Origin of the sequence: Rhodococcus sp. A14 (assembly GCF_011603105.1) — a bacterium.
Classification (GTDB): Bacteria; Actinomycetota; Actinomycetes; order Mycobacteriales; family Mycobacteriaceae; genus Rhodococcus_F; species Rhodococcus_F opacus.
Window position 1 is genome coordinate 29,239 of record NZ_JAAOQS010000018.1, and the last position, 14,230, is coordinate 43,468.

At 66.9% G+C, this 14,230-nt stretch carries 13 protein-coding genes; 5 read left to right on the plus strand and 8 right to left on the minus strand.

Going from position 1 to position 14,230, the window contains the following annotated elements; translation table 11 throughout:
- Position 1: 1 nt before the first annotated feature.
- The 4 genes from G9373_RS12550 to G9373_RS12565 all read right to left on the minus strand — a co-directional run bounded on the left by G9373_RS12550 (position 2) and on the right by G9373_RS12565 (position 6,540).
- Complete coding sequence (locus G9373_RS12550; RefSeq protein ID WP_054245843.1) at positions 2 to 1,117, minus strand: CapA family protein; 1,116 nt, start codon at positions 1,115 to 1,117, stop codon at positions 2 to 4.
- Between the two features lie 89 nt (positions 1,118 to 1,206).
- A complete protein-coding gene (locus G9373_RS12555; protein ID WP_005561626.1) occupies positions 1,207 to 1,596 on the minus strand; it encodes a hypothetical protein in 390 nt (129 codons plus the stop codon).
- A gap of 148 nt (positions 1,597 to 1,744) precedes the next feature.
- Positions 1,745 to 4,783 carry a serine/threonine-protein kinase gene (locus G9373_RS12560; protein WP_054245823.1) on the minus strand — a complete coding sequence of 1,013 codons (3,039 nt, stop codon included), beginning with the start codon at positions 4,781 to 4,783 and terminating at the stop codon, positions 1,745 to 1,747.
- A gap of 353 nt (positions 4,784 to 5,136) precedes the next feature.
- Positions 5,137 to 6,540 carry a sensor domain-containing diguanylate cyclase gene (locus tag G9373_RS12565; protein WP_133983929.1) on the minus strand — a complete coding sequence of 468 codons (1,404 nt, stop codon included), beginning with the start codon at positions 6,538 to 6,540 and terminating at the stop codon, positions 5,137 to 5,139.
- A 135-nt stretch (positions 6,541 to 6,675) separates the two neighbouring features.
- Between G9373_RS12565 and G9373_RS12570 the strand changes: the two genes are divergently transcribed.
- Complete coding sequence (locus G9373_RS12570; RefSeq protein ID WP_169694192.1) at positions 6,676 to 7,158, plus strand: hypothetical protein; 483 nt, start codon at positions 6,676 to 6,678, stop codon at positions 7,156 to 7,158.
- Positions 7,159 to 7,182: 24 nt separating this feature from the next.
- Here G9373_RS12570 and G9373_RS12575 read toward each other — a convergent pair whose 3' ends face one another.
- Genes G9373_RS12575 through G9373_RS46375 form a run of 3 tightly spaced genes read right to left on the minus strand, consistent with a single transcriptional unit; the run spans position 7,183 to position 9,140 of the window.
- A complete protein-coding gene (locus tag G9373_RS12575) occupies positions 7,183 to 8,460 on the minus strand; it encodes an ATP-binding protein (RefSeq protein ID WP_054245826.1) in 1,278 nt (425 codons plus the stop codon).
- Positions 8,453 to 8,929 carry a hypothetical protein gene (locus tag G9373_RS46370; protein WP_240482701.1) on the minus strand — a complete coding sequence of 159 codons (477 nt, stop codon included), beginning with the start codon at positions 8,927 to 8,929 and terminating at the stop codon, positions 8,453 to 8,455. The genes G9373_RS12575 and G9373_RS46370 overlap by 8 nt, the downstream gene beginning before the upstream one ends.
- Positions 8,898 to 9,140 (minus strand): hypothetical protein, encoded by a 243-nt coding sequence (locus tag G9373_RS46375; protein ID WP_240960474.1) that lies wholly within the window; start codon positions 9,138 to 9,140, stop codon positions 8,898 to 8,900. Before G9373_RS46375 ends, G9373_RS46370 begins: the two co-directional genes overlap by 32 nt.
- Before the next feature lie 289 nt (positions 9,141 to 9,429).
- On the opposite strand from G9373_RS46375, the gene G9373_RS12585 reads away from it, so the two are divergent.
- Positions 9,430 to 10,344, plus strand: coding sequence for a hypothetical protein (locus G9373_RS12585; RefSeq protein ID WP_133983932.1), 915 nt, complete (start codon positions 9,430 to 9,432; stop codon positions 10,342 to 10,344).
- Positions 10,345 to 10,389: 45 nt separating this feature from the next.
- Positions 10,390 to 10,707, plus strand: a complete 318-nt coding sequence (locus G9373_RS12590; protein ID WP_005571758.1) for a hypothetical protein — start codon at positions 10,390 to 10,392, stop codon at positions 10,705 to 10,707.
- A gap of 78 nt (positions 10,708 to 10,785) precedes the next feature.
- On the opposite strand, the gene G9373_RS12595 is transcribed toward G9373_RS12590, so the two are convergent.
- On the minus strand, positions 10,786 to 11,700 hold the full coding sequence (locus G9373_RS12595; RefSeq protein ID WP_005571759.1) for an exodeoxyribonuclease III: 915 nt from the start codon (positions 11,698 to 11,700) through the stop codon (positions 10,786 to 10,788).
- A 156-nt stretch (positions 11,701 to 11,856) separates the two neighbouring features.
- On the opposite strand from G9373_RS12595, the gene G9373_RS12600 reads away from it, so the two are divergent.
- Complete coding sequence (locus G9373_RS12600) at positions 11,857 to 13,431, plus strand: hypothetical protein (RefSeq protein ID WP_133986700.1); 1,575 nt, start codon at positions 11,857 to 11,859, stop codon at positions 13,429 to 13,431.
- Positions 13,421 to 14,074, plus strand: a complete 654-nt coding sequence (locus G9373_RS12605; RefSeq protein WP_054245827.1) for a DUF305 domain-containing protein — start codon at positions 13,421 to 13,423, stop codon at positions 14,072 to 14,074. The genes G9373_RS12600 and G9373_RS12605 overlap by 11 nt, the downstream gene beginning before the upstream one ends.
- The last annotated feature ends 156 nt before the right edge of the window (positions 14,075 to 14,230 follow it).

The window sequence follows — 14,230 nt, forward strand, 5'->3', positions numbered from 1 at the left end:
CTTACCAGTTCGCGTGCCTCGCGCGGGCGACGAGGACGTCGTCGCCGGCATCGATGCGGGTGCCGAAGCCGCGACTGATCCCGTCGAGGACCCGCCGCAGCCATTCGGTGTCACCTGTCGACGCGCGTTGCAGTCGCATCTGCCGGGATTTCATCGGAACCATTCGCAGCTCGCGCAGTTCGTGGGTGGGCGCGTCGAGGGTCACCAGGTAGAGCAGACGCAGATCGTCGCGGAAGCGTTCGTGTCCCCCGATGCCCTCGTAGTCGTTGATCAGGTCGCCGCAGCCGTACAAGATCGGATGGCCTCGGTAGATCTCGACCGGCCGCGGGTGATGAGACGAGTGCCCGAAGACCACGTCGACGCCACCGTCGACGAGCCGATGCGCGAACTCGACATGCGCATCCGGCACGTCGTATCCCCAGTTCGAACCCCAGTGCACAGAGACCACCACCACGTCCGTGTTCCGCCGTACCAGCCGCGTCCGGTCGAGCACACGGTCCGCCTCGGCGCAGGTGGGTTCCGAGAGGTACGCGACACCAGGCCGGCCCCGGCGGGCGGCCCCGTGCGGCGACATCCCGCTCGACGACATACCTGCTGCCCAGATCAGCAGCCGACGCCCCGGCCCGGCCGCCACGACCACGGGACACCACGCCTGCGCCACGGTGCGCCCCGCTCCGACGGTCCGCACGCCGTTGCGGGCCAGCACATCGAGGGTCTCCACGAGCCCATCGGGACCGAAGTCGAGCAGGTGATTGTTCGCCAGTACGCAGACGTCGATCCGCGCAGCGGTGAGCACCCCCACGTTCGACGGATGCATTCTGTAGTTGATTCCTTTGGACGCGAAGCGGGCACACGCGGTGACGGACGTTTCGAGATTGACGATGCGAACGTCCGGCTCCACCGCGTCGAGGACGCGCAACGCCTCACCCCACGGCCACCCGAACCCGACGGGGCGGGGGATCGAACCATTTCGCTTCTCCGCCAACGCCACGTACTCGCGTGCGTCGCGGACGCAACGCTCCCGCAGCTCCGGGTCGCCGGGAAAGGGGAGGATCTGGTCGACTCCCCTACCGGTCATCACGTCGCCGGCGAGGAACATCCTGATGGTGTCGGACATCGAAATCCTCAGCGACAGCACGAGTACCAGGAACATGCGCGGAGACCGACATCACGACTCAGAGAATGCACCCGTCGCTCGCGCTGTCTTCAGGCACGAGCGCCGGCTCGGTCGAGCTGAGAGACCCGTTGCGGACTCAGCTCGAGGATGACACCGATGTCACGCACCGAGAGACCCGATCGGCGCAGATGCGCCACCGCGGCCCGCGAGGCCCGCGCTGCACATTCCTGCGCGTGGGCGGCGGACTCGACCTGCAGGTGGGCCGCTCTGGCCTCCATGAGCGCAGCCGAATCCCCGATCTCGTAATCGAGGAGCACCTCGACGTCCTCGACCGGCACATCCTCGACCAGATGCACGGCATCCGCCACGATCGCAGAAATCTGATCGAGCCGCCGTGCTCGGGCGAGAGCCGCCTCGACTCCCGGGACCTCCACCACCCACCAGCCGCCACAACGGGTGGCCTTCGCCGTCACCTTCATCACGAACCACTTCCTACCCGGCCCGCATCTCGTGCGAAACTCGCCCCTCCAACGACAAGTCTAGTCCCCCTCGACTGAGCAGAACTACACGGACAGAGGACCTTCAGTGTGCATGACCGCTGGTGGAACGACCCGTCGATACCGGCACTCACCAGAAATCCAGTGCCTGTGCAGTCGCGGTGGACTCCGCGTGGGTGGGCCGTAGTGCACCGCCGATGGCGTAGACGGTGTGACCGACCGTCGCGACGGACATCCCGTGAGCCCCGGTGGGCATGGGCGGCAACGGTGACCAGGTCCCCGAGGCCACGTCGTAGGCCTCGACCGTCGACAGCACCTTGGTCGGTTGTTCGCCACCGACCGCGACGATGCGGCCGTCGATGAACGCAGCGCCGAGCCCGCCGCGAGGAGTGGGCATGGCGGGCAACGTCGTCCACGTGTCCGCGGCGGGGTCGTAGCGTTCGACCGCGGCGGTGTTCTGGTCCGACGCCAGATCCCGCCCGCCGATAGCATAGAAGTACGTACCGTCCGACACCGCGGCCAGGTGTTCCCGTGGTGTGGGGATGTCCGAGACGGTCGTCCACTTCGTGCCGTCGAACACTTCGGTCGTCGCCACCAGTTCGCCGTCCGCCTGTCCCCCGGCGACCACGATCCTGTCGCCCACCACGGCTGCGGCACCAGCCGCCCGCGGCTCGTTCATCGGCGCCAGATCCACCCACTTGCCATTCCGAAGCGCGAGCACCCGGTCCGACGTCGTCCCGGTGAGGTTCGGACCTTTCGGCACCCAGCCTCCGAGGATCACCAACTCGCCCCCGTACTCGACGGCCATCGCGTGATTGAGGGGGACCGGAAGGTCGGGACCCGCCTTCCAGGTGTCGATGGCAGGGTCGTTCCCCTCGACCTTCGGGGTCGACCCCGCATTGTCGAGGCCACCGAGCACCCAGATCGTGCCGTCCGCGACCGCCGTCGCCGTCTGCTGACGGGCGATCGGCGCATCCTTCAGCGGACGCCACGCCGGCGCCCATTGAGTCTTGCGTGGCGCGAGTTGCAAGGCCTCGGACACAGCGGTCGATTCGGCGTGTGTCGGTTTGATACCGCCGCCGACGGCATACACCGTGTCGCCGACCGCGCCGACCGCCATCCCGTGCCGCGGTGTGCGCAGAGCCGGCAATTGCGACCACGTTCCCGCGACCACGTCGTAGGCCTCGACCGTCGACAGCACCCGAGTCGGTTCTTCACCACCGACCGCGACGATGCGGCCGTCGATGAACGCCGCACCGAGGCCGCCGCGAGGAGTGGGCATGGCGGGCAACGTCGTCCAGGTTCCCGCAGCGGGATCGAATCGTTCGACCGCGGCGGTGTTCTGGTCCGACGCCAGATCCCGCCCACCGATGGCATAGAAGTACGTGCCGTCCGACACCCCGGCCAGATGCTCCCGTGGTGTGGGGACAGGCGCGACGGTCGTCCACTTCGTTCCGTCGAACACCTCGGCCGTCGCCACCAGTTGGCCGTTCGCCTGTCCGCCCGCGACCACGATCTTGTCGCCGACCACGGCCGCGGCACCGGCCGCCCGCGGTGCGTTCAGCGGCGGCAGGTCCACCCACCGACCGTCGCGCATGGCCATCACCCGATCGGAGTCGACCGCGGTCAGGTTTTGACCTTCCGCCTTCCAGCCGCCGATCAGTACGGGCTCGTCGTTGTAGGTGACAGCCATCGCATGATTGAGCGGGACCGGAAGGTCGGGGCCGGCCTTCCAGGTGTCGATGGCCGGGTCGTAGCCCTCCTGCTGGGTGGAGACGCCGTTGTCGTCCAACCCACCGAAGACCCAGATCGTCCCGTCCGCGACCGTCGTTGCCGTCTGCTGGCGGGCAACACGGGCATCCGCGACCGGTCGCCACGCCGCGGTCGGGTCGACGGAAGGAGACGCGCCGGCGTCCTGAACGGTCGGTCCTGCGGTGCCGGGTCCGGTGGTTTCTCGAAGCACGAGGTACCCGCCGCCGGCCAGCACCAGCGCGACGACCAGTGCGAGCGCGGTCAGGACCGCGCGCCGACCTTTGCGGGATTCTCCGATGCTGCCCGGACCTCCGGCCGGTGGCCAGGGCGGCGGGCCCGTCGGCGGCCAGAGCGGCGGTCCCGAGGGATGAGGATCAGGTTGGAGTTGCTGGGTCGGTTCGACCCACAGACGCCGGCCGCTGTCCGGACCTTCGTACCGGATTCGGCGGTATCCATCGGCACCGGACTCCGACCGGTGTGTCTCGGTCGTCTGCGCGGTCTCCAGGGGTGCAAGCGCCATCGCGTCCGAACGCAAACCGATGTGTCGCTGAGCGGCTTGGAGTTCGTGTCCGAACTCCTCGGCGGACGCCGGCCGAGCAGCGGGATTCGTCGCCATCGCCCTCTCGATCACAGTGCACACGCCGTCCGGGATGCCTTGGGCGCGCAGGTCCGGCACCGGCTGGCTGCTGATCCTCACGAACTGCGCCACGAGTTCCTCACCGGTCTTCCGCTCGAACGCCGCCCTCCCCGCGATCAGCGAGAAGATCGTCGCGCCCAGTCCGTAGACGTCGGATCTCGCCGTCGGCGACTCCCCGTTGAGCACCTCCGGCGCGGTGAACGCCAGTGACCCGGTAAACCCGCCGGTGGCCGTTTCGTACCCGCCGGCGATGTGTGCGATGCCGAAATCGGTGAGCTGCGGCTCGCCGTAGTCGGTGAGAAGGATGTTCGCGGGTTTGATGTCGCGATGCAGCGTGCCGGTCCGGTGCGCCGTCTCCAGGGCTCCCGCCAACTTCACCCCGATGCTGATCGCCTCCGGCCACGGCAGCGGACCTTCCCGGCGTATCTGGACCGCCAGTGAATCGCGCGGGTGATAGTGCATGACGATGTACGGGCGACCGGTGTCGGTCACGCCGACCTGCAGTATGTTGACGATGTTCGGGTGGCCGGAGAGCCCACCCATCGCGTACCCCTCCCGCAGGAAGCGCTCGCGGTTCTCGGGGTCCAGGTCCGACGTCAGCACCTTGATCGCGACGATTCGACCCAGCGAACGCTGCAGGCAGCGGTAGACGACACCGAATCCGCCCCGGCCGACCTCCTCGGCACCGGCGAACCCGGCAGCGTCCAACTCGGCCACGATCCCGCGGCCCACCGCACGGACCGGCGCCGCCTGGGTCGCGTCAGGGTCGAAATCGGCCATCGGGCGCCTCAGTTCCTTTCGACATCCACGACGATGTCGCGGTTGGGCCCGCCGAGTAGGGCAGGCTTCGTGCCGACGTGCACACTCGGGTACATCGCATTCACCTCTGATGCAGGTCCAACCGACACGCCGATGCGGTTACCAGCAGTCGACGACTGCGAATATCTTTCTGTCACAAGGGCGAAGCGCGGTGTCATTTCGTCGGATGTCGACGGGATCCGCCCTGTCCAGAAAGTATTCGACGGGTCGAGGTCCGCGTCAAGATGACAATTTCCCCGCCCTAGGGTGCCTATCGGCAGTCACGACTTCATGTCACGTCGGCGACAGCGCACAAATCGGGTTCTGCGGCAGTCCTAGAAGGGGCCGCCGTAGAACGCGTAACTGCCCGCCCCCGCAGCCTTCGCCCGATACATCGCCGAGTCTGCCCGGCGGACGAGTTCTTCACGGGTGCACTCCGGATCGGAGAGTGCGACACCGATACTCGCACTGATCGGCCAGTCGAGAGATCCTGCCCGGTTCAGGTCGGCGACGCTTCCGGTGATCCGGGCAGCAATCGCCACCGCTTCTGCTGCGCCCGCGACGTGCTCACACACCACCACGAATTCGTCACCGCCGAGGCGGGCAACGGTATCGCCCGGACGCACCGCCGACCGCAGATGCCTGGCGAGAACGACCAACGCGTCGTCGCCGCCGGCATGGCCGAGGCTGTCGTTGACGATCTTGAAGTCGTCGAGATCGACCAACAACAGCGCAACGCGCGTGCCACCGCGCGGCGCGGCGTCCAGGGCGTCGTCGAGCCGGCGTCGGGCCAATGCCCGGTTCGGTAACCCGGTCAGCGGATCGTGCAAGCTCTGGTACACCAATGCGGCTTCGGCCTCGATGCGGCGGATCGCGGCGGACAGCACCGCCGTCACCGAGCGCAGGAAGGTCAGATCACGGTCGGTGTATTCGCGGGGACGACGACTGTGCGCGGTCAGCACTCCCCACACCGCTTCGGCGCCGATCGGAACGCACACCCCACTATGCAGCCCGCGCCTGGTCATCCCGACAGTGGAGAACCGGGTCTCGTGGACCCGATCGGCGCACACGATCACTGCCCCGCTGGCGGTGGCATACCCGGGTTGTGAGCCCCTTCCCGGGGCGAACGTCGTCGGCGAGGGCTCGGGTCCCCGATAGGCCAGCACGGCGAGTTCGCCGTCGTCGGACATCTGCGCGATCGACGAGCACTGCACACCCATCAGTGCGGCGGCCGCACCGGCCGCCGCGAGGAGCTCGTCGAGGTCCCCGCCGACCGCGAGTTGGCTCAAGTCTGCGATCGCCTGCTGCTCGCGGGCCCGGTACGCGGACTCCGCCAGAGCGCGGTGCAAGCGTTGTTCGTCCTCTTCTGCGCCGCGGCGATCCTGCGCAATCGAGGCGATCAGCGACGGCCCGGTGCGCGTGTGCTGCAGCACGAATGTCGAGATCAGCATCGGGATCGGCTCGCCCGTCACGAAATGGCGGAATTCCGTCAGCCCGTTCCACTCCCCCCGCTCGACCAGCGCCGACTCCACCTCACGGGCCTGCACGAGGCCGACATCGGTGAACAGCTCCGCCGTCGTCCGCGCGTACGCGTGCACGGCATCCCCTAATCCGAGCAGACCGACACCGGCGGGATTGACATACACGATTCGCCCGGACACGAATTCGGACACGAACACCAAGGCCGGAGTGTGTTCGAGGACCGCGAGCAACATCCCCGAATCCGGCAGAGCCTCCATGGGTGCTCCCTCCCCTGCGAACCTTCCTCCCACACCCGCCTGTGACCTCCTCCACGATAAGCGGCGTCGGCACCGCCGCGGCGGTGCGGGCGTGGCACGTTGATTCTGCCTCGGTGTAGGTGCACGATCGTGGGCATGCGCAGAGCGCGTTGGCCGGCATTCGCGCCGCCGGCAGCGAGTGGGACCGCAGTGCACGGTCCCACCATCCTCGCGTCCAAAACTCACATCACCCTCGACTTGCTCGGAATCGTCGCCTTCTCGTCCGGAATCCATGTCCGACTCGCGCTGACTGCGACCGGGTGCGCCGCCGAACGTGCGCATCACGAGACACGATCGCTGTCCGATCCCACCGATCCCGACACCCAGTGGTCGTATCTGTCGGTCCTGCTGCAGCTGGGGTCCGTGGCGGGCGAAGCCGACCCCTACCTGCCGCGATCCGGTTCGCCGCTGAACTGGGGTGGGGTGCCCGCGTACCGCACGGAGCCGAATTATTGGCTCGGTACGTGTACACGGCCGCACGACATCATGATCTCGGCGGGGTGGCCGGAGATCGGTCTCGGCCCCACCTGTGTCACGGCCCTCCTCGAAGCCAGTCCGTCCGCTGTCACATCCGACTGATCGTGAAAGCGAAGCCCGGCTCTGCTAGAGCGCCGAGGTCGTGAGGGCATCGGGTGCTGTCACGATCTCGAACGGCATTTCGATGTGCGCAACCGTCCCGGATCGAGGTCCGGGGTGGACGGAGAAGCTGCCTCCGGCCGCGACGACACGGAGTTCGTGCGATGTCAGTCCGATGTGGCCTCTGCTGAGGCTTCGGTCGATCGCCTCACGGGAGATGCCGCACCCGTCGTCGGTGACATCGAGGACCGCATGCTCACCCCACCGCGCCAGCTCGACCCGGACGGTACGGGCGTGCGCGTGTTTCACCACGTTGCTGAGCAATTCGCGTGCCGCACTGAACAGCACATCATCAGCCGTGGTGCGAAGATCGTCGACCCATTCCGAGGTCAGAAGCTCCACGTCGAAACCGCCACGTGCCTGGGCGGATCGGGTGATGTCGCCGAGAGCGCGAGCGAGACCGACACGATCGAGCACAGTGGGATGCAGCTCCGAGACGGTCGCCCTGAGCAGGGTCGCGGATTCGGTGAGTGCGTGGGTGATGCGATCCACCGCCTCCGGGTCGGCACTGCCGGTGAGGTCGTCGAGGTCCATTTTCGCGGCCAGGACGAATTGAAGCGCCCCGTCGTGGAGTTGCTCGGACAACGCACGTCGTTCGCGTTGTTCGAGACCCATCAGCTCTGCGAGCAGGGCGGTGCGGTCGCGCACCAGGTGACCGATGGTCAGCACTCTGGAGCGTTGAATTCTGCTGAGCACGACGGCGCCTGCACCGAGGACGGCGAGGGCCATCGTGCTGAGCAGGATGGAGGTCCAGGGTTCTTCGTTCGAAGCCATCGTGGCCCAGCTGGCGGCCAGGAATACCAAGACCGTAGGCACGACCACAGACGCGCAGACACCTGGGCGCAGCTGCGTGGAGGCCAGTAGCGGGATCACGAACAAACCGTTGCTCAGGATGTCTGCGGTCCAACTCTGTTGTGCTGCAATACCAGTCAACAGGGTGAGGCAGCCGAGTACCGCAAGGTCGACGAACAGTGCGAGCCACATCGCGTTCACCGGCCCCGGACCGCCTCGACGAGTCCACAGCGCGAGCCCGCCGGACCAGAGTGCGTAGCAGATCAGGACCGCCACGCACACGCCCGCATCGTTCATGGGCGGGACGAACCCGAGAGTCAACGCAATGAAGAGCACCAGCACACCGCGAAGCGCGAGTTGTAGATAGGCGCCGCGATAAGCGTGCTCGAGGATGATGCGTTCGAGATCTGGGCTGCCGCCGAGATCCGCGGGTAGTACCGATGACTCAGCCATGGGACGGCCTCCTCGGCCGGGCGACTCCGACAGGAAGATGCGGGGACATCAACTGCTGGACCTGCGACAATGCCCAAGATTCTAGCACCGGACTGTGGGGGACCCCTGGTACTCGACGGTCTGCGCGCGGGCCCTGCGGACCTCCGCGAACTGCGCCTCGCAGTTCACCTTGCAGTCGCTGATTGTCCAGCGCCAGAGTGGTGGCGGCCCGCACGGCCGCCAGCAGCCTCGGCTGGTCGGCGACCGCACGGTCGTACACCACCGCCCCCACCAGGACGCCGTCGCGGATGAGGGCGGTCGCCTCGCGGGGATCGTTCCTGGGTGGCAGAACCTGGGGACGCCCTTGCGCGTCCACATATCCGTCGTCCGCGCGGGAGAACGACGACAACGCCAGGTCCGGGTCGCGCAGTGCCGCGCGCACCGCGTCGATGAAGCGATCACCGAGCGGGGCGGTGCCGATCTCGATCATCGAGGTTACGCACTGCGGCTCGGGCGACGCGGTAGCGCAGAGCGGCGATCCGCAGCGGCGCCACGGCGGCCCGGTAGGCCGGTGAACCCGACCTCCATCGGGCGATCACCACGCCGATCAGGACCACCCCGAGGGCGAGCCCCACTGCACCGAACATCACTTGCAGCGCCGCGAAGACCCTCGGGTCGTCACGCACCAGGAGCAGATTCAACGACGGTGGATCGGCCGGGCTGATGCGTGGGTGTCGAGGAACGCAAGCTCGGACACGACGGCGTAGTACGCGTAGCTTCCGTCGACGAACCACCGCTCCCACCGGTGGATTCGGCACCATCACCACAGGGTGGGGTAATGCGACACCTGGGTGGACCTTCTCGACACCTTCGGCCCCTGTCGCCTGCAGTTGTTCGGCGCGGATCGATCGATGCCACGCGGTACACCGGCATTCGTGGGAACATCTCATCCGATCGGTCCAGCAGACTGAAGAGAAAGGGGTGTGGTTCATGACCAGGATTCGACTTCGGCCCGCGGTGGCACTGGCATCGATCGCCGGTGCGTCGACCCTGTTTCTTGCGGCCTGCACCCAGGACGCATCGTCGACCGAGGGCACCGAATCGGCCGCGCCGAGTGCCTCCGACGAGGCGCCGGCCGCGGAGGCACCCGTCAACGGTGTCGATGCGAAGGTGTACGCCTCCAGCGACCCGGAAACCGATGCCTACGGGTTCGTCACACCGTCAGGGAAATGGCAGTGCGCGATCATTCCCACCAGGAATGTTGCCGGATGTGCGTCTCATCCCACTGCGGGGCCATTGGGAGTCCCGGGGGCTCCGCAGATCGCCTCGCCGGACGGAGGCCCGCCGGCCGAGGCGAACCTCATCGCGGTCGAGGCGGGGAAGGAGCCGAGCTTCCAGAACTGGAACCAGACGGTCTTTCCCGCCAACGCCAAGGTCCTCCCCTACGACACCACGCTGGCGATCGACGGATTCAGATGCAATGTGCAGTTCTCCGGCGTCTCCTGCAGGGAGGATGCAACGGACAAGGGGTTCACCATCTCCACCAGCGGCTACAAGTTCGAGTTCACCCCGATACCCGTGAGCCTCCCCAGCGCGAGCCCGGCACAGATCGCGCCCACGGCGGCCCCGCTTCCCCAGCAGGCGCGCGGGTCGAATCAGTGTGGCCCCGTTGCCTATCCGGAGACGGGAAAGCCTGCGACCGTGGTCATCGTGAAGGGAACACTCCGCTGCGACGAGGCGCACGCGATGCTCACGAAGTATTTCGCCGCACCGGACAAGAACGAACCGGTGTACAGCTTCGACGGGTGGGAATGCCGCCTCGCGGGAGACCCGGGATCCGCGGAGATCGGCTACACGATCAACTGCACCGACGACAACGGGAACACCGTGGTCGCACAGCCGTAGACCGATCACCCGCGACACTCGACGCTCGATGTCTACGCTGGCGCTATGCAACCACCGAATGACCAGGACGGTACTTGGGAGGGTTCGTGGCTCGCGGCAATGACGGTGATCAAGAGTGCTCAGCGGGTTTTCACGCCTCAGAACCGCCCTCCCTCCGAGCTCCTTCCTCTCGTCGAACCCCTGAGCCGGTTGGGTGATGTGCTCCGGGCAGCACCGCCCGACCCCGAAGAGTCCCGCCGTCGCGCGGCCGAGCTGGTGGCCGATCGAGACCTGATCGAATGGGCATGCCGGCCGGATCAGCCCAGCGAGATCCGGGAGTTCGGGGCGACCTTGGCCTTCCTGTCCATGAAACTGACCACCTGAGCCTCGGGCTGTCCACGCCGCACAGGCGTCCGGACCGCTCAGAAGTCGTAGTCCACGCCGCACAGGCGTCCGGACCGCTCAGAAGTCGTAGTCCACGACGACCGGAGCGTGATCGCTCATCCGGCGGTCGGCCGCCGGATCACGGTCGGTGCCGGCCGTGACCGCCGCTCGTGCCAATTGCGGCGTCGCGAGGTGGTAATCGATGCGCCAGCCGATGTCGTTCACGAATGACTGCCCCAGCCACGACCACCACGAGTACGGACCCTCGACGCCCGGATGCTGTCGCCGGACGACGTCGACGAGGGTGCGCGGCGACAGGATGGAGTCGAACCACTCGCGCTCCTCCGGCAGAAACCCCTCGGCCTGGTTGCTACGCCGCCAGTTCCGTACGTCGGAACGGGTGTGCGCGATGTTGAGGTCACCCATCAGCAGAAGCTCCCTGCCGCGTGCGCGCGCCGTGCGCCGCGACCGGGTCAGCTGTCGCGCGAACGCGGAGAGGAAGCGCATCTTGCGGTCGTACCGGGCGCCGCCGTCGGGCGCTTCCCGCATCCGCCCGGGCTTCTGGAGGTGGGCCGGAAGGCCACCCTTCGGCAGGTACATCGATGCCACGGTGATCGGCGCCTCGGCGAGGTCGACCTCGACGTACCGACCCTGGTTCGCGAACTCTCCCAGCCCCCGGGCCAACGGCTCCGGATCCAGTTCGACGCTGTCGGTGTGCATTTCACCTGGCGCCCGCATCAGCGCCGTACCGCTCCACGTCCGAACTGCGACCGGCGCCTGCCGGGTCAGGACCGCGACACCGTTGCGGCCCGCGACGTCCCCCTCGTCGTACGTGAGGTGGTAGTCGCCGAACACCCCCGGCGGGATGGACTCGGCACGAGCCCGCACCTCCTGAAGCGCGACCACATCGGGGCCGCGGTCGCCCAGCCAGTCCTCGAAGCCGCGCCGCTGCGCTGCGCGGATCCCGTTGACGTTGAAGGTCGCGATTCGCACGAGTGACAGTGTAGGGATCCGACCGACGCGTCGAATCTCGCCATACCTTTCACGTGCCGTCCGGCAGTTCTGCGGAGTTGGCCGATTTGTATGTGAACTCGAGTACGCGTTGCTAGCCTTCCCGTGATTGAGACCACACTGCAGGGGGAGATCTCGATGCGGATCGCGCGGACGCGGCCAGGAAGTGCCCGGCGAGGTGTGGCGACCGCGGCCCTGGCGGTATCGGTTGTCCTCGGGGTCGCGACGAGCCCCGTGCCTGCCGTCGCGTCAGCCGAGACGTTCTTCTTCGACGACATCGGCTCGACGGCCGTTCCGAGGGCGAACTGCGGCCCCGGCTCGCTGCCCGAAACGGGCATTCAGGGCGACGTTCCAGCCGAGGACCGAAACAACGGCCGAAGCACCCAGGGCTATCGATGCAATATGTCGCTGGTCGGAGGCTTACAGGATCGCGGTGGTGGCCTGCTGTCGGTGACCTACGACCACTGCTCCTACACCAGCACGTTCTTCCCCGGGAACCTGCTCAACCCCACAACTCCGGGCGTACAGGTGCTCGACGTGTCGAACCCTGCGCAGCCGGTGTTGTCCACGACCCTGAACGAACCCGCGATGCTGGGCGGAACCTGGGAAAGTCTGAAGGTCAACAAGGCACGCAAGTTGCTCGCGGCCACGGCGGTGCCGATCGCTGCCGGCACCGGCTATTTCTCCGTCTACGACATTTCCGACTGCGCCCACCCCCGATTGCTCAACCGTGGTGCCGGTAGCGACGTCACGATGCCGCTGCCGTTCATCTCCCATGAGGGCGGCTTCTCGCCGGACGGCAACACCTACTGGGTGTCCGGCCCCGCACCGGGTTTCCTCACCGCCATCGACATCAGTAACCCCGCCGAGCCGCGGATCATCTGGCAGGGATTACACGGACTCGGCGGGCACGGCTTCGGCATCACCCCCGACGGGAACCGGATGTACCTGTCGAATCTCGGTGGGATCACAGTCCTCGACATCAGCGCGGTGCAACGGGGCGACCCATATCCCACCGTCCCGCAGATCGCCACCTACCTGTGGACCGACGGCTTCTTCAATCAACACAGCATCCCGGTCACCTATGGGGACAAGCCTTACATCTTCACCGTCGACGAAACCGGCGGCGGTGGAATCAAGGTCTTCGATGTCGCCGACCCGGCGCACGCCGAGATCGTGCAGAAGATCAAGCTCGAGATCCAACTTCCGGCCAATACCGCCGCGAACCTTCGGTCGTCGCAAGGCGGCTCGGTGTTCTCCTACGATCCGCACTACTGCGTGGTCGACCGTCCAGCCGACCCGACCGCACTCGCGTGCTCCTGGGAATCGTCCGGGATCCGCGTGTTCGATATCCGCGATCTGAACCGCATCAGTGAGATCGCCTACTACAACCCGCCGGCACAGACCGGCAAGAACGTTCAGCTCACCAACTCTCCACACGCATTGTCCTCGCTGATCGGTGTCTCACTCTTCAACTTCGTTCCGCTCGCCCGCGCCGTCTTCGAGGGCAAGACGGATCCGCGGGTCGCGTTCGGCCCGCGCGCCGGAATGGTGGCGTTCGGCGACCTGTCGGCGGACTGGTGCTTCTCACCTCCGGAGTTCCACGGCAACCAGATCTGGACCTCGTGCAGCGACAACGGCTTCATGGCGTTGCAACTGGACGACACCGTTTATCAACCACCGGCGAATCAGGCTTCGACTTATGGTCAGTGACACCAAGTCTTCGTCGTTCCGCGGTCCCCTCGTCCTGTTGCTGTGCGCCACCGTGCTTGGCGTCGCCGGGGTCGCCGCCGGAATGGGGTTCGAATCGGAACGCGACACCAACCCCGACACGGTGCAACTGTCATCAGCGGACATCGGCTTCGCACAGGACATGTCGGTGCACCACGAGCAGGCCGTGCTGATCGCCCAGACGCTGTCGCAGGACGTCGATCCGCAGACCCGGGTCATCGCCGATCAGATCGTCGTCGCACAGACCTCCGAGATCGCGACGATGCGCGGTTGGCTCACCCTCTTCGACGAACCGTTCACCACACCGCAACCGATGCAGTGGATGCACGGATCGGATCACGCCATGACTGACCACGGCGGCGCACCCATGCCGGGGGCAGCGAGTACCAGCGAGATCACCCGGCTCGCCGGCCTGCGCGGAGCAGATGCCGAGACACTGTTTCTGCAGCTCATGATTCGGCACCATCAGGGGGGAGTCGACATGGCCGAGGCAGCCACCCACGCAGTTGCATCCGAACCGATCCGCCGCATCGCACGCGGGATGATCCGTGACCAGAGCAATGAAATCGCAGTGATGACAGCCATACTCGACACCCGAGACGCGACACCGCTCCCCCACCCTTGAGGCGTTGAGGCTCTCGACCGCCCACACCCGGAAGCCCGACGCATGTCGCGCAGATGCCGGGACTGCGAGGTCCGCTCCCACACCGCGCGACGTTGTAGTCCGGCGCGAGCTCGGGGTCGGGGCCCGTTCGGGGTCGATCTCGACGGTCTCGAGCAG

Excerpts from the sequence above, each read along its gene's own strand:
- G9373_RS12550 (WP_054245843.1), bottom strand. The coding sequence starts at position 1,117 with ATGTCCGACACCATCAGGATGTTCCTCGCCGGCGACGTGATGACCGGT.
- G9373_RS12555 (WP_005561626.1), bottom strand. The coding sequence starts at position 1,596 with ATGAAGGTGACGGCGAAGGCCACCCGTTGTGGCGGCTGGTGGGTGGTG.
- G9373_RS12560 (WP_054245823.1), bottom strand. The coding sequence starts at position 4,783 with ATGGCCGATTTCGACCCTGACGCGACCCAGGCGGCGCCGGTCCGTGCG.
- G9373_RS12565 (WP_133983929.1), bottom strand. The coding sequence starts at position 6,540 with ATGGAGGCTCTGCCGGATTCGGGGATGTTGCTCGCGGTCCTCGAACAC.
- G9373_RS12570 (WP_169694192.1), top strand. The coding sequence starts at position 6,676 with ATGCGCAGAGCGCGTTGGCCGGCATTCGCGCCGCCGGCAGCGAGTGGG.
- G9373_RS12575 (WP_054245826.1), bottom strand. The coding sequence starts at position 8,460 with ATGGCTGAGTCATCGGTACTACCCGCGGATCTCGGCGGCAGCCCAGAT.
- G9373_RS46370 (WP_240482701.1), bottom strand. The coding sequence starts at position 8,929 with ATGATCGAGATCGGCACCGCCCCGCTCGGTGATCGCTTCATCGACGCG.
- G9373_RS12585 (WP_133983932.1), top strand. The coding sequence starts at position 9,430 with ATGACCAGGATTCGACTTCGGCCCGCGGTGGCACTGGCATCGATCGCC.
- G9373_RS12590 (WP_005571758.1), top strand. The coding sequence starts at position 10,390 with ATGCAACCACCGAATGACCAGGACGGTACTTGGGAGGGTTCGTGGCTC.
- G9373_RS12600 (WP_133986700.1), top strand. The coding sequence starts at position 11,857 with ATGCGGATCGCGCGGACGCGGCCAGGAAGTGCCCGGCGAGGTGTGGCG.
- G9373_RS12605 (WP_054245827.1), top strand. The coding sequence starts at position 13,421 with ATGGTCAGTGACACCAAGTCTTCGTCGTTCCGCGGTCCCCTCGTCCTG.